The sequence below is a fragment of the Streptomyces sp. NPDC001530 genome, assembly GCF_042894545.1.
GTDB lineage: Bacteria > Actinomycetota > Actinomycetes > Streptomycetales > Streptomycetaceae > Streptomyces.
This window is the reverse complement of record NZ_JBIAVS010000026.1, coordinates 38649-56534: the sequence shown is the minus strand read 5'-3', so window position 1 is coordinate 56534 and position 17886 is coordinate 38649. Positions and strand designations below refer to the sequence as shown.

The window sequence follows — 17886 nt, the reverse complement described above, 5'->3', positions numbered from 1 at the left end:
TGCTCAGCGGGTCCGGCGAGCCGAACGGTTCTGCCAGCACTGGGGAACTCGGGCGCGAGCGCCGCGACGACAGCGGGGCCCGCGCCCGGGCACTGGGGCCAGGCGGGGCGGAGGTGGTCGGTGCTCGCGCTCATCGGCTCTCGTCCGTACGGGTCGGGGTCGGCGCGGGTGCGGAGGGGGCGCTCCAGCTCGCGAGCAGGGCGAGGGCGTCGGCGGAGGGCGAGCCCGCTTCCGCCGTGTAGAGACAGAGGGCCCAGAAACGCCTGACGGTGTGGCTCGCGTGGTTTCTGCCGTCGTCTCCGGAAGGAGCCCGCCGCGGTCCGGGGTGGCCGGGCTGCGGTGCGTACGGGGTCGACCGACAATGGGGGGGGCGGGGCGCGTGTCCGGCCCGCCCACGACGCCTCGGCGGCGTCGGCCCGAGAGGAACGTGCTCATGCGCGCTGAGTCTTCGCCGGCCGCGCGGACGGGGGCCTTCATCGCGGTCGCCCTGGTCCTGTTCTGCATCCAGCTCGACTTCTTCGCGCTGAACCTGGCCGTCCCGGGGATCGCCGAGGAGTTCGGTGTCACCGCCTCGGCCGCCCAGTGGACGCTGTCCGCGTACATGCTCGCCATCGGCTGCTGTTTCATCGTGGGCGGCAGAGTGGGCGACGTCTTCGGGCGCAGGGGCTCCCTGCTTGCCGGGACGGCGCTGTTCGCGGCCGGGTCGGTCGGCTGTGCGCTCGCCCCGGAGCTGTGGCCGCTGGTGGCGGCACGGATCGTGCAGGGCATCGGTGCGGGCTTCGTTTTCCCGGTGTCGGTGTCCGTGATCACCAACGTCTTCCCGGACACGACCCGGACGCGTGCGCTGGGGGCGGCCTTCGGGATCGCCAACGTCGGCACTGCCCTGGGTCCCTTCGTCGGCGGCGGTTTCACCGAAGGGCCCGGCTGGCGCTGGATCTTCTGGCTGCTTGCACCGTTGAGTGTGCTGGCCCTGATCGTGGCGTACGTGTGCGTTCCCGACTCCCGGGACCCCTCGGCTCCCCGCCAGCTCGATCTGGCCGGCTGTCTGGCCCTCGTGTGCGCCCTGGCGGCGCTCACGCTGGCCCTAGAGCGGGGCAGCGCCTGGGGCTGGGACCATGCCCGCACGCTCACCCTGCTGGCCATCGCCGTGGTGGCGGGCGGGCTGTTCGTGCTGCGGGAGCGGAGGGCCCGGCATCCGCTCATCGATGCCCGGCTCTTCCGCAACATCCCCTATGTCCTGGTGACGGGCGCGGGCAGCGTCACCAACATGGGCTACGCCGTCACCGTCTTCCTCTCGACGCTGTACCTGCAGCAGGTGCGGGGGCTGTCACCCCTTCAGGCGGGCGTGGTGTTCCTGGCGCCCGCGGTGCTCGTGGCCGTGAGCGGGCCGCTCGGCGCAAGGCTGTCCGCGCACATGCGGCCGACGGTGGTGATGGCGCTCGCCGGGACCATCGCCGGTACGGGCATGATCATGCTCAGTCAGGTGACGGCCTGGTGGCTGTACGTCGTGGTGTTCGCCTGGTGCGGGCTGGGCCTGGGCCTGGGCTGGACCTTTGCCAGCGTCGCCACACAACAGGTCGTGGCGCCCGAACGGGCCGGCGAGGCGTCCGGCGTCCTGCTGACGTTCTTGGTCACGCTGGGCGGTGTCGCGCTGGCGGCGGCCGCGGCCGCGATCACCGCGATGACGCCGGAACGGGCGCCGGAGGCGGCGTACGACGCGATCCTGCGCTCGGGCGGGGCGGTGATCCTGGCGGCTTCCGCCGTCGTCATGGCCGTACGACACCGGCTCGTGGTCCTGGGCCAGGTCCCGCCGCTCGGCTCGCCCGCCCTTCACGGCGGGGACCCGCGGTGAAGGGCGGGGCCGAGCGGGCCGAGATCCTGCACCGGTCGGTGCGGGTGGCACTGGCGGCGTCCGCGGGGTTCTACCCCTTCCTGTACGGGCTTGGCGAGCCGGTGCTGGCGCTGTACGCGCTGTTCGCGCCCATCGCTCTCGGGCTGCTGTCCTCGATCCCCGGGTCCGGGCGGCAACGGGCCGCGGTGATGCTGAAGGCGCTGCCGGTGGGCCTGGTGCTGGTGGCACTGGGGACCGTGCTGGCGGTGCAGACCTGGGCGGCGGTGCTCGGGATGCTTGTCGTCGGCTTCCTCCTGGCCTTCGCGGCCATCGCGGGGCCGCGGCCGGCCGGGGCGGCGCCGGGACTCCAGCTCTTCTACATCCTGGCCTGCTTCCCGCCCTACGAACCGCAGACCCTGGGGCCGCGGCTGACCGGGCTCACCGTGGGCGTGGTGCTGCTGGCGCTGTGCGAGCTGTTCCTCCTGCCGCAGCCTGCGGGCGAGACGTACCGATGGAGCCTCGCAAAGGCCGTGGCGACCGCGGGCGACACCCTCGCCGGCCGCACCAGTCCCTCGCCCGAGGTCCTGCGCGCCGCGGGCACGCGGCTGCGGCTGTCCAAGATCCCGCCCGCGGAACGCCCCGCGGGCCCGGGCCGTGCGATGCGCGGTCTCTCCCAGGCGGGTTCCGGGGCCCGCCGGCTGCTGGAACAGCTGGCCCATCTGACCGAGACGGGACAACTGCGCGACCTCCTCCGGGACGGCGGCTGGGCCGACACACGGGACGACTGCCGGGCGGACGAAAGGGGTGGCGCCCGTATCGACACGGCATCCCAGTGGCTGCTGCCACAGGTGATGTCCCTATGCGACGACACTGCCGCGGCCCTGCGGGCGGGCCAGGCCGCTGCGGGCCCGCAGCGGCTGGACGCGGCGATCAGCGCCTTCCAGAAAATGCGCGTGCGGCAGGCGGCGGAGCCGGCCGCCGAGGCGCCGGCGTCGATGCCGGTGCTGCGTCGGCAGGCTGCGCTGCTGGCCGTCGCCGAGTCGGTGCGCATCCTGGAAATCTCCGTACGGGTCGGCCTCGATGGGCGGCGCACCCCGCCGATCGAGCCACGGGAGTTGTTCTGGTACACGGAGGCGGCCACGTCCCTGCTGTGGCTGCGCCGGATCGTCGGCAACATGACGCTCCGCTCAGTGCAGTTCCACAACGCCGTGCGGATCGCCCTGGCCCTCGGCGCGGCGCGGCTGGTCGCCGGTTCGCTCGACCTGACCCACGGGTTCTGGGTGCTGCTGGCGGTACTGACGCTGAGCAGGACCACCGTCGGGGAGACCTGGGCGGCCATTCGCGAGGCGGTGGCCGGCAATCTCGTGGGCGCCGTCGCGGCGGGCGCCCTGCTCATCGGCGTCGGACAGCACACCGAGGCGTACGCCGCGATCCTCGCACCGGGCATGCTGCTCGCCTTCGCGTTCGGGCCGCTGTTCGGCATCGCCTGGGCGCAGGGGCTGTTCACGCTCGTGGTGGCCACCGCGTTCGCCCAGATCGCTCCGGCCACCTGGCGGCTGGCCGAGGCGCGGATCGTGGACGTGGTGACCGGCAGCGTCATCGGTCTGCTGTGCGCGATGCTCGCCTGGCCGGCCGGCGCCCGCCAGGAGGTGCGCAGGACGATGGCGGGGCTGCTGCGCGAGTGCGGGCCGCTGATCAAGGGCACCGTCGCGGCATTGACGGCCGTGCCACCGGGCTCCGCACCTGCCCCGCCGACGCTCCCCGCCCTGCACCGGCTGCGCTTGGCCGAGTCCGCCTACGACCAGTTCCGCAGTGAACCGGCCGCCCGCGCCTCCGTCAGCGCCGACTGGCACGGCGTGCTCATCGCGGCCCGCCAGATCCTGCTCGGTGCCCAGTGGCTGCCCCGGTTCGACATGCCCGCGCGTGCCCTGCCTCCGGACGCAGCGGAACGGGCCCGGGCCGATGCCCGGGCGGCGGCCGAGACCACCGATCGGCTGGCCGCCCTGTGCGCCGGGGAACGGCCGCCGCCGGACGGAACGCGGCCAGAACCCGCGCGGCCGCCCACACCGCCGCTGCCCACGCTGATCGACGTCGAGGTGTGGCTGACGAGCCTGACCGCCCAGCTCTCCCGCATCGAGGCCGGCCTGCCCAGCGCGGGTGGCCGCGCGGCGGCCGAGGCGACGGGCGGCGGCACCGCCCGCTCTGTGACCGGCCCCGGCGGGCACGGAAGCTAGGGCGCGCACCGTGTCCCTCGGAAGCCTTCGTGCCGAGCTGAGGCCCCCGTCCCCGCGCCGGGGGTGGGCGTGGTGGCTGCCGCTGATGGCAGTGGCCATCGACGTGCTCGCCGAAGTGATCGTCAGGGGCCGCGAACCGGTGAGCTTCATGCTCATCGCCGTACCGCCGCTCGCGGCCGCGACGCGCGGCCCGCGGGGCACCGCGCTGTCGGCCGTGTGGTGTGCCTGGGCCTGCAGATGTGGCTGGCCGCCCGCCGCCCCGGCCACTTCGACGAGCAGCACCATGTCGCCGTCTACGCCGCCACGTTCCTCATCAGTATCGCCAGCGTCGCGCTGGCCTGGCAGCGGGAGCGGACCCGGCAGCACCTGATCCGGGCCAACTCGGTCGCGGAAGCCGTGCAGCGGACCCAGCTGCGGCCCGTGCCGCGCCGGCTCGGCCCCGTCCATGCCGCCGGGTTCTACGAGGCGGGGGAGGGCGGCACGCTCGTCGGCGGAGATCTGTACGACGTGTGCGAGACGCCGTTCGGGGTCCGGGCGATCATCGGCGACGTCCGCGGCAAGGGGCTGGACGCGGTCCAGACCGTCGCGGCGGTGCTGGGCAGCTTCAGGGTGTCGGCCCACGAGTGGCAGAGCGTCTCGGGAACTCTGTGTATGCCTCAGGGTTTCAGGCTTTTCGGGCGCGGCGTGGCCGTCTGCCGCCTGGGTGGGGTCCGAACCTCGGGGTGAGGGTGTGGACTTCGGTGGCGTGCAGGTGGTGGAAGCCGGTCCGCTCGGCGGCGTGGGTGTGCCGTCGACAGGTTCCGCGTGAGAGCCGCCCCACCCCGTTGGGAAGAACCTCCTCCCGGCGGGGTGGGGCGGGTACTCCATGACCTGACATCGGAGCGGGAAGGACCGGTGTCTGAACGTCATGCCCCGCCGGACGCTGAACCACCCCGGCAGGGGTGGTGGCGGGGACCGTACGTACTTCGGGCATACGGCGGGAAGTCTTCACAGCCACGGCCGAGACCGGGCCCGGGGCCTGTTGTCCGGCGGCGCGTGGGGGGCGCCAGCGGGGTGTGTTGGCCGGTCTGCCGGGGGTGGGGTGGCCTTTGCCCGGGGTGGTCTTCGGTCCGCGCGGCCGGGGTGGGGCCGTGGAGGCCTGGCGGGCGCGGCGCAGGCGGCGGGTGGTCTTCTTCGGGCGGCGTACCGGGCGGACGGTGCCTTCCACGGTGGTACGGATGGTACGGGTGCCGGTGGCGCGTTCGGTGACGGTGTGGGATTGGGCGAGCAGGCCGCGTGCGACGATCCGGCGGGCGGCGGCGTGGTCGCGGTCGAGGGACAGCCCGCAGCGGGTGCAATGGGCCCAGGTCCAGCCGCGCTCGGCCAGCCGGTCAGGGGCGGGATGGTGGCCGAGCCGGTGGAGGCACGCGGGGCAGCGGGCGGAGGTACCGAGGGCCGGTGCGGTGGCGGCGACGGCGGGCAGGATGCCGAGGCCCGCGCAAGGCTCGGCGCCACGACCGCCGTGCGGTGTGCGGAACCCAACCGCATCGTCCCCCCAGTGAATGGGGTCCAGGACGCCGGGACCCCGACCGAGGATCCTGGAGTCAGGATGCGGATCGTCTGTGTCGTTGTCGTCCTGGTCGCCGCGAACCTGCTCAACAACTGGCTCGCGCGGGGCCCCTACGCGTATGTGCTCACGTGTGTGACGGCGACGGCCCTACTGGTACTGATCGCCCGCTGGGACAGTCTCACCTTGGCCGATCTGGGGCTCGACGCAGCGGGTGTGCGCCAGGGACTGCGGTGGGCGTCCGTCCTGGCCAGCGCCGTCCTCGCCATCCTCCTGCTCCTTCTCGCCGTTCCGGCCGGCCGAGAGGCGTTCCGGGATGCCAGGGCCGTCGACCTGTCCGCGGAGCAGCTGCTGTGGCGGGTGTTGGTACGGGTCCCGTTCGCCACCGTGCTGCTGGAGGAGACCGCCTTCCGCGGTGTTCTGTGGGCCATGATCCGACGCCGACGCGGAACGGCCTGGGCCACCGCCGTGTCGTCACTGCTCTTCGGTCTCTGGCATCTGCTGCCATCCCGCGGACTCAACCGTTCCAACACCGCCGTCGCAACGGCCTTCGGAAGCAGCTCGGCAGACGTGCCACTGACCGTCATGGTGGCCGTCGTCGCAATGGTCGCCTCCGGGGTGGTCCTGTGCGAGCTGCGGCGCCGTTCCGGCAGCCTGCTGGCTCCGGCGGCGCTGCACTGGGCGATCAACGGCTTCGGCTACGCGCTGGCATGGGCGGCGCCCAGGTGGTGGCTTCCGGCTTGAACCTCCAGGCAGCGCAGTTCCTGATCAAGAGGGGCGGTCCTGCGGGTCAGGGTACGGAGATGCTGTCGCCGCGCTGGCGATCGCGATCTCGTTGGTCCGGGAGCGGATCCGCCGCAACGGCACCCAGGACGCGGTCGCGCCCGGTAGCCGCCACGAAGTGCCGTACGGATGCCGGCATCCCCTGCTGGGCTGACAAGGGCTCCCAAGGCGCTGGCGGCACGGTCCGCGTTCCCCACCGCGGTCGTTGGCACCGCCTCTCCCCAGGCCAGCAGGCTGTCAACCGCTCACATGCCAAGATCCGAGCCCTCGGCGAACAGGCCGTGGCTACCCTCAAGACCTGGCGACTCCTGCGCAAAAGACCCCACTCTGGTGATGATCTCAGACTGCGGTGCGGCCTGTTGGAGCCACTTCCGGACCACGCCGAGGTCGTCACCGGCGGCGCGGTACTCACCCGCCCCGGCTACTTCCACCAGGTCACGGTGGTCGCGGGGGCGCGGCAGAACACAGGTCAAGCACGTCATGTTGTAACGGGCGCCGTACGCGTCACAGCCTGGCGCCGAAGTCCTGCGTCCACCACGGGCCGCCCGAACCGCGGTGGACGCCCACACCGATGTCCTTGAACGAGCAGTTGAGGATGTTCGCGCGGTGGCCGGGGCTGTTCATCCAGGAGTCCATCACCGCCTCTGGTGTCTGCTGACCCTGGGCGATGTTCTCCCCGTACGTGGACCAGCGGTAGCCCGCGGCGGTGATGCGCTGCCCGGGGTCGGCACCGTCCGGGTTGGTGTGTTCGAAGAAGTTGCGGGCGGCCATGTCGTCGGAGTGGCCCTGCGCGGCTTTCTCCAGTTGCGCGTCCTCCTTGAGCGGACCGCAGCCGGCGGCCGCCCGCTCCTTGTTCACCAGCGCGACCACCTGCGCAACGGTGTCCGTCGGCACCGACTGCGCCTGCGGTGTACTCGCCGCACTCTGAGTCGGCCGAGCGGATTGCCTGGGAGCCGGCACGCTCTTCTTGGCAGGGTGCGGGGTCGTGGAAGCGCTCGCCTTCTTCGATGTCGAGGCGGACGGCGAGGGTGACGTGGGGGCCGACGGCGAGGTCTCGACGGCTCTGGATGCCGTGAGATCCGCGACGGGGGCGCCGGTGGTCCGCGCGGCGGTCGCCTCTTCGGTCCCGGCCTCGGAGTCCGTGCCGAAGTACCAGAGGCCGCCACCCGCCACGCAGGCCGCCACGACGGCACCGCCGACGGCCCGGCGCCGGATGCGCCGGCGGCGGCGGGCCTCGCTCCGGGAGGTCGCCCGGCCGCGCGCGGCACGGTGTCCGGCTCCCGGGCTCGATCCGGCGCGGCCTCCGGAGGCGCCGGGCCGGAACGCCGAGCCGGCCGCAGCCATCCCGCCCGAGGCTGAGCGCATCTTGCCGAGCAGCACGGGCGCCGCCGCAACCAGCGCCAGGCCGGCCAGCAGTCCCTCTGCGGGCATCAACCCGCTCCACAGGCCGGAGCAGCGCGCGCAGCCGCGGGCGTGCCGGGCTATTCGCTTGCGCCACAGCGCCGAGGGCCGCGCGTCCCAGGGGGCCAACACGCCACGCAGTTCCTCGCACGGCGGCTGCGCGTCGAGCGCCCGCACCACCACGCGGGCCGCCTCCAGTTGCGCCTTCATCCGTTGCACCCGGACCGCCGTGTGCTGAGGCGACAGCTCCAGGGCCGCGGCGACCTCGGTCCGGGTCAGTTCCCCGGCGCACTCCAGCCACCAGAGCGACAGCAGTCCTCGATCGTCCGGCTCCAGCCAGCGCGTGGCGCGCGCGGTCTCCTGGCGCTGGCCGGAGAGCTGCAGCTGCACCATGGTGAGGTCCACGAAGTCGGCGCCCGGATCCGCGAGGTCCTCGGCCTCTTGCACGTCGCCGGGGGCGAACTGCCGGTCCTGCCAGTGCTTCCGGACCTGATTCATCGCGATCGCCACGAGCCAGGAGCGGAAGTTTTCGGGGGAACGCAGATCGCCCAGCGAGTCAAGGGCACGGAGCATGGTGTCCTGCACCACGTCGTCGACATCGACCGAGCCGTTCAGAGCCCGCCCAACGATGTTGTAGACGAGCGGGAGGTACGCACTGACCAGGGCTTCCTGAGCCTCCGGGTCGCCCCCTAGGGCAGCGGTCACCAGTGCCGTCGGCTCCACAGTGCGCTGTGTACTCATCAAAAGTTCCCCTGTCCTCGACGCCGAACGATGCTGTCCGATACCTGGGAGATCGCTCGGTGAGCCTCGGATAACAGTTCTTCGGACAATCGCCCCACGAGAGGTTCACCGCGCGGACCGGCGATCGCAATGGAGGACGTCACATCAGGGGACGGCGGCGCGAACGAGAAGTCCGGATTCGGCGATCGACGACACGATCAACCGCGTCCACCGGATGAACAACCTCTCGGTCTGGCCCACATGCCACGTCAGCGCCACATAGCCGCTGGGCAGCCGCCCCTCCTCCCCGCTCACGGCCGCAGGGGTACACCCCGCCACTGTCTCCTCGATGCGGTGCCCGACGGTTACCAGTGACGGGCCCATTCCGACGGCAGCTTCTCCGGCACCGCCTGGACGTTCACTACGGACACCCCGGACCTGCGCGCGACTGGCAACAACGACGCCATCGCCTCGCTGAAGGTGACGTTCGACCCGGCCGTCCACTCGGAGTTCAACGCAGCGTAGTCAGACCAAGTCGGCACGACACCGTCACATCATGGCCAATGACGCATCTCAGACGCCGTCCTTGCCGTTGCCGATCGGGCCCCTGACTCGGGCTCAGGAACGGGGACATGGGGGCTCCACGCACACCCCTCCCCCGAACTATGTTGTCCCACCACATGTCCGCCCGACCTGCCCCTTCCTACCGTGTGCCGACACGTACCCGTCCCCACCGCACACGAGGAAGTGGCGCACATGGCCTCCGCAGCAACCGCTCCCCCACCTTCCGCCAGCCTCAAGCGCATCGTCGCCGCGAGCCTCATCGGCACCACCATCGAGTGGTACGACTTCTTCCTCTACGGCTCGGCCGCCGCGCTCGTGTTCAACAAGCTGTTCTTCCCGGACTCCGACCCGCTCGTCGGCACGCTGCTGTCGTTCCTGACGTACGCGGTGGGGTTCGCGGCCCGGCCGCTGGGCGCGCTCGTCTTCGGGCACTACGGCGACCGGCTCGGCCGCAAGAAGCTGCTGGTGCTTAGCCTGCTGCTGATGGGCGGGGCGACCTTCGCGATCGGCCTGCTCCCCACGCACGCGACCGTCGGGGCGGCCGCCCCCGTGCTGCTGACCGCCCTGCGCCTGGTGCAGGGTTTCGCACTGGGCGGCGAGTGGGGCGGCGCCGTACTGCTGGTGTCCGAGCACGGTGACGCCAAGCGGCGCGGGTTCTGGGCCTCGTGGCCGCAGACCGGGGCGCCCGCCGGGCAGCTCCTGGCGACCGGCGTGCTCTCGCTGCTGACCGCCACGCTGTCGGACGACGCCTTCGGCTCCTGGGGCTGGCGCATCCCGTTCCTGCTCTCCGGCGTCCTGGTGGTCGTCGGTTTGTGGATACGTCTGTCTGTCGATGAATCACCTGTCTTCAAGCAGGCGTTGGCACAGGCCGAGGCCCGTAAGGCGGCGGTGGACGCGCAGGCCGCGGAGCCCGAGAAACTGCCGCTGGTCTCCGTGCTGCGCCACCACTGGCGTGACGTGCTCGTCGCCATGGGCGCCCGCATGGCGGAGAACATCAGCTACTACGTGATCACCGCCTTCATCCTCGTGTACGCCACCACCTCGGCCGGCGTCTCCAAGCAGACGGCGCTGAACGCGGTACTCATCGCGTCCGCCGTGCACTTCGCCGTCATTCCCGCCTGGGGCGCGCTCTCGGACCGGATCGGCCGCCGGCCCGTCTATCTGCTGGGCGCCGCCGGAGTCGGCCTGTGGATGTTCCCGTTCTTCTCCCTCATCGACACCGGCGGCTTCGGGAACCTGGTCCTCGCCGTCACGGTCGGCCTGGTGCTGCACGGCGCGATGTACGCGCCCCAAGCCGCCTTCTTCTCCGAGATGTTCGCGACCCGGATGCGGTACTCGGGTGCCTCCATCGGCGCCCAGTTCGCCTCGGTCGCGGCGGGCGCGCCCGCACCGCTCATCGCCACCGCCCTGCTGTCCGACTACGACAGCTCCACACCGATCGCCCTGTACGTGATCGCGGCGGTCGTCCTGACCCTGATCGCGGTGGGCGCCGCGAAGGAGACCCGGCATCGCGACCTGGCCGAGGTCGAGGCGCCGGCCGACGATCGGCCCGCGGCGGCCCCGACCGCGGACGCGCACACCGTCTGAGCCCCGGATCCCGCCCCCTCACCACCCCCGTACGCAGATGACGCGTACGGGGGTCAGTGCGGTGCGGCGGACGACAAGCGGTGCAACCGCAGGGCGAGTTGGATCTCCAGCGCGCGGGCCGGGCTCTGCCAGTCGTCCCCGAGCAGCCGTCCCACCCGCTCCAGCCGCTGCGCGACCGTGTTCACATGCACATGCAGGTCGTCCTTCGTGCGCGCCGGGCTCATGCCGCACGCGAAGTACGCGTCGAGGGTGCGCACCAGATCGGTGCCACGCCGTTCGTCGTACGCCACGACCCGGCCGATGGTGCGGTCGACGAAGCCGGCGATGTCCCGGTCCCCGGCGAGCAGCAGCCCCAGGAACCCGAAGTCCTCGGCGGCGGCGCCGTCTCCGGCCCGGCCGAGCAGGCGCAGGGCGTCCAGGCAGCGCAGTCCCTCCGCGTACGCCGCGGCCACCAGGTCGGGGCGGGCGGCGAGCCGCTCGACGGGCGCGGAGGCACCGACGGTGACCTGCCCGTGCACCGCGGTGCCGAGGTCCTTGGCCGTGCGGCGGGCCAGGGTCGTCGCGGTGTCGCCGGGCCCGAGGGGAAGCAGCAGGACGGTGCCGCCGTCGCGGGCGGCGGCCAGTCCGTGCCGCGTGGTGGCGAGATGGGAGGCGGCGGACCACAGGCGTCTGCGGGCGGCGGCCTCCTGGTCGGCGTCGGCGGCTGTGGCGTCGAGCCGGGCGGCCAGCACCACATGGGGGCCGTCGAGGTCGGCGTGCAGGCGGGCGGCCCGCTCGCGCAGCAGGCGTGGATCGCGGTCGCGGGCGTCCAGCAGATCGTCCAACAGCTCGCCGCGCACGCGCTGTTCGGCCTCGGAAGCCGAGCGTCTGGCGAGCAGGAGCAGTGATGTGACCATCGCGGCGCGTTCCAGGGTGCGCTGGTCGACGGGGTCGAGGCCCGGGTGCCCGCGCAGCACCAGCGCGCCGAGCAGCTCGCCGCCGGCCGCCACGGCGGCGATCCAGTCGTCCCCGTGCCGTACGGCGTGGCCCTCGGCGCGGGACGCCTCCACAGCGGTGGTCGGCGCGTCGCCCGGTTCGCAGAACTCGACGGTACCGTCCAGGACTTCGGACACCGCGGCGGCCACATCGTGCACCCCGCCGCCGCGCAGCACGAGCTCGGCGAGCCGGTCGTGGACGTCCGAGGCACGCTCGATCACTCCGCTGCGGTCCCGGATGATCTCGTTGGCGCGGCCCAGCCGGTCGAGGGCCGAGCGGGTCTCCGCGAGCCAGTTCGCCGTGTCGATGGCCGCCGCGGCCAGGGCCGCGAACGAGCCGAGGAGGGCGATCTGCTCCCGCTCGAAGACCCGCGCGCGGCGGTCCGCGGCGAACAGCACACCGATGACCTGGGGTCCGATCATCAACGGCACGCCGAGAATCGCGACGAGCCCTTCGTCCCGTACGCCCCCATCGATGGCCTGGGTGTGCTGGAAACGCTCGTCCTTGAAGTAGTCGTCGGTGACATAGGGGCGGGCGGTCTGTGCGACGAGTCCGCCGAGCCCCTCCCCCATGCCGAGCCGCAGCTGCTGGAAGCGCGCGGCGACGGAGCCCTCGGTGACCCGCATATAGGTGTCGCCCCTCGCCTCGTCGTTCAGGCTCAGATACGCGACGTCCGTGCCCAGCAGTGACCGGGCCCGCTGCACGATCGCCTGCAGTACGGCGTCGAGGTCCCGCAGGCCCGCCAGGTCGTGTGCGGTCTCGAACAGCGCGGAGAGCTCGGCCTCGCGGCGGCGCCGTCCTTCTATCTCCGAGCGCACCCGCAGGGCGAGCAGCTTGGCCTGTTCGAGCGCGGCGATGCGCTCGGGCGGCCGGCCCTCGGCGCGGGCCAGCAGCACCGGCTGCTCGTACGCGTCGGCGGACGCGCCCCTGGCCAGGAGTTCCAGAAACGGCGCCTCCGCGTTGTCGGCGGAGCGCTCTGCGGATTGCACGTGATCGCGGGACATGCTCACAGGATTACGCATCGGCGGGCCGGCACCAGGGCCCTGTGGATAACTCTCGACCGGCTCCGGATCGGGTCCGGATCGGGTCCGGATCGGCTACGGCTCAGTGCGCGGTCCAGCCTCCGTCCAGCACCAGCGAGGTACCGGTGATGAAGGCCGCCTGCGGACCGCACAGATAGGCCACCGCCTCCGCGACCTCGGCCGGCTCGATGAGCCGCTTGACCGCGCTGTCCTGCAGCAGCACCTCGGTCAGGACCTGCTCCTGCGGAATCCCGTGCGCCTGCGCCTGGTCGGCGAGCTGCTTCTCGACCAGTGGGGTGCGCACATAGGCGGGGTTCACACAGTTTGAGGTGACTCCGTGGGGCGCGCCTTCCAGAGCGGCGGTTTTCGAGAGGCCCTCAAGGCCATGTTTTGCGGCCACATACGCCGACTTGAACGCCGACGCGCGCAGCCCATGGACCGACGAGACATTGACGATACGGCCCCAGCCTTGCCCGTACATATGGGGCAGCGCTCCGCGGATGAGCCGGAACGGCGCCTCCAGCATCACGGTCAGCACGGTGTGGAAGACGTCGGGCGGGAACTCCTCGATGGGGCGCACCAGTTGGAGCCCGGCGTTGTTCACGAGGACGTCGGTGCCCGCGGCGGCCTGCTCCGCCGCGTCGAGGTCGGTGAGGTCGAGGATGTGCGGATCGAGGGTGCCCGCCAGGCCCTGGGCCTGTTCGGCCAGCGCGTCCAGGCCCGTGGCATCCCGGTCGACCGCTCTCACCTTGGCACCGGCGGCGGCGAGCCGCAGCGCGCAGGCGCGGCCGATGCCGCCTGCGGCGCCGGTGACAAGGGCGGTGCGTCCGCCGAGGTCGAGTGCGGGGGCGTGGGGGCCCGGGAGGGCGCTGGGCGCGGTCATGCCTCGACCCTAAGCAGCGCCCACGCCCCAACCGATGTGGTTACCCCACACACTTCACCCTCAGGTCATGGGTGCGAACCATGTGGGTGCGTCGGACAGTGCTTGCTTGATCCGGAACAGCGCGTGCTCGTTCAGCTCCGGCAGGGCGTCCACGTCGAACCAGCCGACTTCCAGCGACTCGTCGTCGTTGACACGCGCTTCGCCGCCGACGGCCCGGCAACGGAACGTGGTGTCCATGAACTGGCAGACGTCACCGTTGTCGAAGGTCACCTGCTCCCCGGCTTGGACAAGAACGACCCGCTCGACTTCGCAGCGTACGGCGGTCTCCTCGTACACCTCGCGCACGGCGCACGCCGCGGGCTGCTCGCCCGGATCCGGGATACCGGAGATCAGCGCCCATCGGCCGTTGTCCGAGCGCTGCCCCAGCAACACTCTGCCCGCGTCGTCGAAGACGACGGCGCTCACGCCGGGGAGCCACAGAAGCTGATGGCCGGCGGAGGCCCGGATCGTGCGAATGAAGTCAGGAGTAGCCATGACTCGACCCTAATGGCCCCGCACCGTTACTCCCTGGCGATCCGGAAACCCCCGCCCTAAACGTCTCCGTCGGGGAAACGCCGGTGCTCTCCTAAACGCTGGTGCTCTCCTGAACACTGGCGCTCTCCTGAACGTCGGCGTTCTTGCGCCCGCGGACCGCCGTCGCCACCGCCCAGCCGAGCCCGCCCGCCGCGACCAGCAGCAGGGCCATCTCGGGGAGGATCCCGAGCTTCGTGGCAGGGGTCTCGGAGGAGCGCAGCGGCACCTTCTGGACGAGCGAGTCGGCCACGAACATCCCGGTCCTCTGGGTGATCTTCCCGTCCGGCATGATCACGGCACTGACCCCGCTCGTCACCGGCACCGTGACGGTGCGGCTGTGCTCCACGGCGCGGACGCGGGACATGGCGAGCTGCTGGTAGGTCATCTCGCTGCGGTCGAAGGTGGCGTTGTTGCTGGGCACCGAGATCATCTGCGCGCCGTCGGTGACGGTGCTGCGCACGGCCCAGTCGAACGCGGCCTCGTAGCAGGTGGCGAGGCCGACCTTGGCCCCGTCCATGGTGAAGACGCCCGCCTTGGTGCCACGACTGAAGTCCTGGCGCACCATGGTCGTCCAGTTCTTGTTGATGGCCCCGAGGAGCGAACGCAGCGGAAGGTACTCGCCGAAGGGCTGCACCTGCCGCTTGTCGTACGTGTCGACGGCGCCCTTGTTCGGATCCCACAGGATCTGCTCGTTGTAGAGCTTGCCGTCCCGCTCGACGACACCGCCCACGGAGATGGGCGCGCCGATCGCCTTGGCCGCACTGTCGATCACGGCGCGCGCGTCGGCGTTCGTGAACGGGTCGATGTCGGAGGAGTTCTCCGGCCACAGCACGAAGTCGGGCTGGGCGAACTTGCCCGCCTTGACCTCGGCGGCCAGCCGCTCGGTCTCCCGCGCGTGGTAGTCGAGGACCGCGCGCCGCTGCGCGTTGAACTCGAGCCCCGCACGCGGCACGTTGCCCTGGATGACCGCGACGGTCGCCGTCCCGTTCTCGGCCTTGTCGCTCACCAGCGTCCGCGCGGCGAACGCTCCGACCACGGGCAGGACGACGCTGAGCAGTGCCACCGCGGCGACGCCGCGCTGGACGACACGGGTGCGGCGGCCTTCGACGACCAGGCGCACGATCTCGTACAGTCCGAAGCCGCACAGCACGACCGCGAAGCCGAGCACCGGGGTGCCGCCCACCGCGGCGAGCGGGAGGAAGACACCGTCCGCCTGCCCGAAGGCGATCTTTCCCCAGGGGAAGCCGCCGAACGGCGCACGCGCGCGTGCCGCCTCCCCCGCTATCCACACCGCGGCAGCCCACAGCGGCCAGGCGGGCAGCCGGGAGACGAGCGTGATGCCCGCACCGACGAGCGCGACGTACACCGCCTCCACCGCGACGAGCGCCAGCCACGGCCCGGAGCCGACCTCGACACCGGTCCACACGAGCAGCGGCAGCAGGAACCCGAGGCCGAACAGGTAGCCGAGCCCGAGACCCGCCTTCCAGGTGCGGCCGCGCAGGGTCCAGCCGAAGACGGCGAAGGCCGGCAGGGCCAGCCACCACAGGGTCCGGGGCGGGAAGCTGACGTACAGCAGCACTCCGGAGAGCGCCGCGGTGGCGGCCGGAACGAGACGCCGCACCAGTCCGGCACCGCGCGAGGCGGGTGCGGCCTGGGGTTCGAGCTGCTCCGGCTCGTCTACGGTGGTTGCGGTGGCGGTCACTCGGGGAGTGTACGGCGCGTGACCTGGGCGCCGACAGCACGGTCCCCTCGGCCTCGGTGGCAGACCGGCCACCCGGAAGCCCCCTCCGCACCCATCTGCTGCAACGTTCCTGCGCAACATGTCCACAAACCGGCGCATCACCCGTTACGGTGTGCCCGAGCCTCTGACGTGCGGCCGGACACGGCCACGACGACCGGGGCCCGTCAGAGTCGGGGGGCGACGGGGTGGGGTCCACGGGGATGACGTCCGCGGCCGATGCGGCGACCGCGGGCGAGAGACGCAACGCTTCGGACGCCACGGGCGTGATCGTGCTCGCGGCCTGCGCCGTGTGGTCCTTGATCACGGCGGCCACACAGGATGGCAGGCCCGAGGGCGTACTGCTGGCGGTGCTCGCGGTGGCGGCCGGTTACGCCTCGGGGCGGATCCTCGGGGCCCTCCTGCCGGTCGCCGCCCCTTTGGCCGGGGCACTCGCCGGACTCGGCCTGGCGATCGCCACACCCGGCCCGCAGATCACCTTGCAGCTCGGACACAGCGGCGCCACGGCCGCACTGCTGACGCTCGCCACCGGAGCCGCCTGCTGCGCGGCCTGGGCGGCGCGCCCGCCCGCGCTGCGGCTCACACTGCGGCTGCTGGCCGCCGGGATCGCGGTGACCGCGGCGCTCCTGGGGTCGACCACCGGGTTGGTCACCTGTGCCGGGGTCCTTCTGTGTTCGCTGGCCGCCGCCCGTATGCGCCGCCGCGCCCTGGGACTCGCGGGCCTCGCGCTCGCCGCGGCACTGGTGACGGGAGCGACCTGGGCCATCGCCGATGACGCATTGCCCGACGGCCTGACCGCCTCCCTGGAGGGGCAGCTCACCCAGCACCGCGTCCTGCTCTGGCACGACGCGCTGCACCTGGCCCGCGAGGATCCGGCACTGGGTGTGGGGCCCGGGCGCTACGGAGAGCTCAGCCCGACGGTCGCGCAGTCGCTGGTGCCCGACGGCAAGCCCCACTCGGCGCTGCTGCAGCAGGCGGCCGAGCAGGGTGTGATCGGCGTGGCACTGCTCGCGGCGGCGTTCTGCTGGGTCCTGTACGCGCTGGGGCGCGCTCCACGCTCCACACCGATCGCGCTGACGGCGGGCGCGGCGCTGACGGCACTGGCCGCCATCGCCTCGATCGGCAACGCGCTGAGCTTCACCACGGTGACGGCCGGGGCCGGCCTGCTCGCGGGGCTCGCCACGGCACGGCCGCTGGCCGACTTGGGGCCGGAGAACGTCCTGGACACCGCGGAGCGTCCCCGCGGCGACCGGATGGAGCCGTGAGCGCGATACGCCACGGCAGGTCGCACCGGGTCAGGTCACGGGGCCGGGAACGGTCGGGCTCAGGCGGTCACGAATGATCCGTACCGCCGCCTCCGCGTTGTCCACCGTGATCGTGAACGTATGCCCGTCGCCAAGACGCAGCACCACGCCCTCGCCGCGCCGGACGATGACGGCGGTCCCCTTCTCGGGCCGCCACCGGTAGCCCCAGCCGCCCCACTGGCGTGGGGTGACCCGGGGCGCGAATTCCGCGCCCACGACGTTCGAGAGGGGGATGCGGCGGCGCGGCAGACCGATGTGGCCGCAGCGCACCTCGATGCAGTCCTTGTCGACCTTCACGGCGACGTGCACGAACGCGAGCGTGCCGAACAAAATGAGCAGTCCGGCCGCGATGCATCCGACCACGGACATGACGAGCGGGGCCGTGCCCGATGTCCACACGGAGTCGACGGCCAGCTCGATACCGAGCGCCAGGCAGGCAGCACCGCCGAGTGCGGGCAGCCACTGGACGCGGTTGGTCGCGCGACCGGTCCAGACCTCCGGGTGCGGGGTCTCTTCGCCGTGGGGGTGGTCCCTCATGCCAATGAGAGTACTCAGGTTCCGCACCGCGGGCACCGGGTTGCGGAGCGTTACTGCTCCGGGTGGGCGGCCGCCGCACGGAGGGCGTACGCGCGGTGACCGGCGGTGTTCGTGTGTCGGTCGGGGTCCGGCGGTGGTCGTACGGCGCGTGTCCGTCCGTGGCCGACAGTGGTCGTACGCAGGGTGTC

14 protein-coding genes and 1 pseudogene are annotated in these 17886 nt (G+C 72.2%); 7 read left to right on the top strand and 8 right to left on the bottom strand.

All coding sequences use genetic code 11. The annotated features are described in order from the left end of the window. The first annotated feature begins 433 nt into the window (after positions 1-433). The 3 genes from ACFY0T_RS40850 (at position 434) to ACFY0T_RS40840 (ending at position 4791) form a co-directional block, all read left to right on the top strand. Positions 434-1852, top strand: coding sequence for an MFS transporter (locus ACFY0T_RS40850; protein WP_388883087.1), 1419 nt, complete (start codon positions 434-436; stop codon positions 1850-1852). Further along, a complete protein-coding gene (locus ACFY0T_RS40845; RefSeq protein WP_388883085.1) occupies positions 1849-4065 on the top strand; it encodes an FUSC family protein in 2217 nt (738 codons plus the stop codon). Before ACFY0T_RS40850 ends, ACFY0T_RS40845 begins: the two co-directional genes overlap by 4 nt. 216 nt (positions 4066-4281) lie before the next feature. Then, the gene (locus ACFY0T_RS40840; RefSeq protein ID WP_388883083.1) at positions 4282-4791 is read left to right on the top strand and encodes a hypothetical protein; all 510 of its coding nucleotides are present in this window, start codon (positions 4282-4284) and stop codon (positions 4789-4791) included. Here ACFY0T_RS40840 and ACFY0T_RS40835 read toward each other — a convergent pair. Then, positions 4730-5527, bottom strand: a complete 798-nt coding sequence (locus ACFY0T_RS40835; protein ID WP_388883238.1) for a zinc ribbon domain-containing protein — start codon at positions 5525-5527, stop codon at positions 4730-4732. The two genes, ACFY0T_RS40840 and ACFY0T_RS40835, sit on opposite strands and share 62 nt — an antisense overlap. 126 nt (positions 5528-5653) lie before the next feature. Between ACFY0T_RS40835 and ACFY0T_RS40830 the strand changes: the two genes are divergently transcribed. Together ACFY0T_RS40830 and ACFY0T_RS40825 are read left to right on the top strand one after the other, a co-directional pair. Continuing rightward, the gene (locus tag ACFY0T_RS40830) at positions 5654-6355 is read left to right on the top strand and encodes a CPBP family intramembrane glutamic endopeptidase (RefSeq protein WP_388883081.1); all 702 of its coding nucleotides are present in this window, start codon (positions 5654-5656) and stop codon (positions 6353-6355) included. Positions 6356-6519: 164 nt separating this feature from the next. Continuing rightward, positions 6520-6711, top strand: a pseudogene (locus ACFY0T_RS40825) (transposase family protein); the annotation flags it as partial. Positions 6712-6898: 187 nt separating this feature from the next. Here ACFY0T_RS40825 and ACFY0T_RS40820 read toward each other — a convergent pair. Continuing rightward, positions 6899-8536 (bottom strand): sigma-70 family RNA polymerase sigma factor, encoded by a 1638-nt coding sequence (locus ACFY0T_RS40820; RefSeq protein ID WP_388883079.1) that lies wholly within the window; start codon positions 8534-8536, stop codon positions 6899-6901. Between the two features lie 144 nt (positions 8537-8680). Further along, the gene (locus ACFY0T_RS40815; protein ID WP_388883077.1) at positions 8681-8830 is read right to left on the bottom strand and encodes a hypothetical protein; all 150 of its coding nucleotides are present in this window, start codon (positions 8828-8830) and stop codon (positions 8681-8683) included. Between the two features lie 441 nt (positions 8831-9271). Here ACFY0T_RS40815 and ACFY0T_RS40810 point away from each other — a divergent pair, with 441 nt between their 5' ends. After that, positions 9272-10666 (top strand): MFS transporter, encoded by a 1395-nt coding sequence (locus ACFY0T_RS40810; RefSeq protein WP_388883075.1) that lies wholly within the window; start codon positions 9272-9274, stop codon positions 10664-10666. 53 nt (positions 10667-10719) lie between these two features. Here ACFY0T_RS40810 and ACFY0T_RS40805 read toward each other — a convergent pair whose 3' ends face one another. The 4 genes from ACFY0T_RS40805 to lnt all read right to left on the bottom strand — a co-directional run bounded on the left by ACFY0T_RS40805 (position 10720) and on the right by lnt (position 15821). Further along, a complete protein-coding gene (locus tag ACFY0T_RS40805) occupies positions 10720-12645 on the bottom strand; it encodes a helix-turn-helix domain-containing protein (protein WP_388883073.1) in 1926 nt (641 codons plus the stop codon). A gap of 100 nt (positions 12646-12745) precedes the next feature. Continuing rightward, positions 12746-13546, bottom strand: coding sequence for a 3-hydroxybutyrate dehydrogenase (locus ACFY0T_RS40800; protein WP_388883071.1), 801 nt, complete (start codon positions 13544-13546; stop codon positions 12746-12748). A gap of 60 nt (positions 13547-13606) precedes the next feature. Further along, positions 13607-14080 (bottom strand): NUDIX domain-containing protein, encoded by a 474-nt coding sequence (locus tag ACFY0T_RS40795; protein ID WP_388883069.1) that lies wholly within the window; start codon positions 14078-14080, stop codon positions 13607-13609. Between the two features lie 91 nt (positions 14081-14171). After that, positions 14172-15821, bottom strand: a complete 1650-nt coding sequence (gene lnt / locus ACFY0T_RS40790; protein WP_388883067.1) for an apolipoprotein N-acyltransferase — start codon at positions 15819-15821, stop codon at positions 14172-14174. Between the two features lie 239 nt (positions 15822-16060). Between lnt and ACFY0T_RS40785 the strand changes: the two genes are divergently transcribed. Beyond that, complete coding sequence (locus ACFY0T_RS40785; RefSeq protein WP_388883065.1) at positions 16061-17122, top strand: O-antigen ligase family protein; 1062 nt, start codon at positions 16061-16063, stop codon at positions 17120-17122. Between the two features lie 30 nt (positions 17123-17152). Here the strand turns inward: ACFY0T_RS40785 and ACFY0T_RS40780 are convergent, their stop codons facing one another. Then, complete coding sequence (locus ACFY0T_RS40780; protein WP_388883063.1) at positions 17153-17698, bottom strand: hypothetical protein; 546 nt, start codon at positions 17696-17698, stop codon at positions 17153-17155. Between the last annotated feature and the right edge of the window lie 188 nt (positions 17699-17886).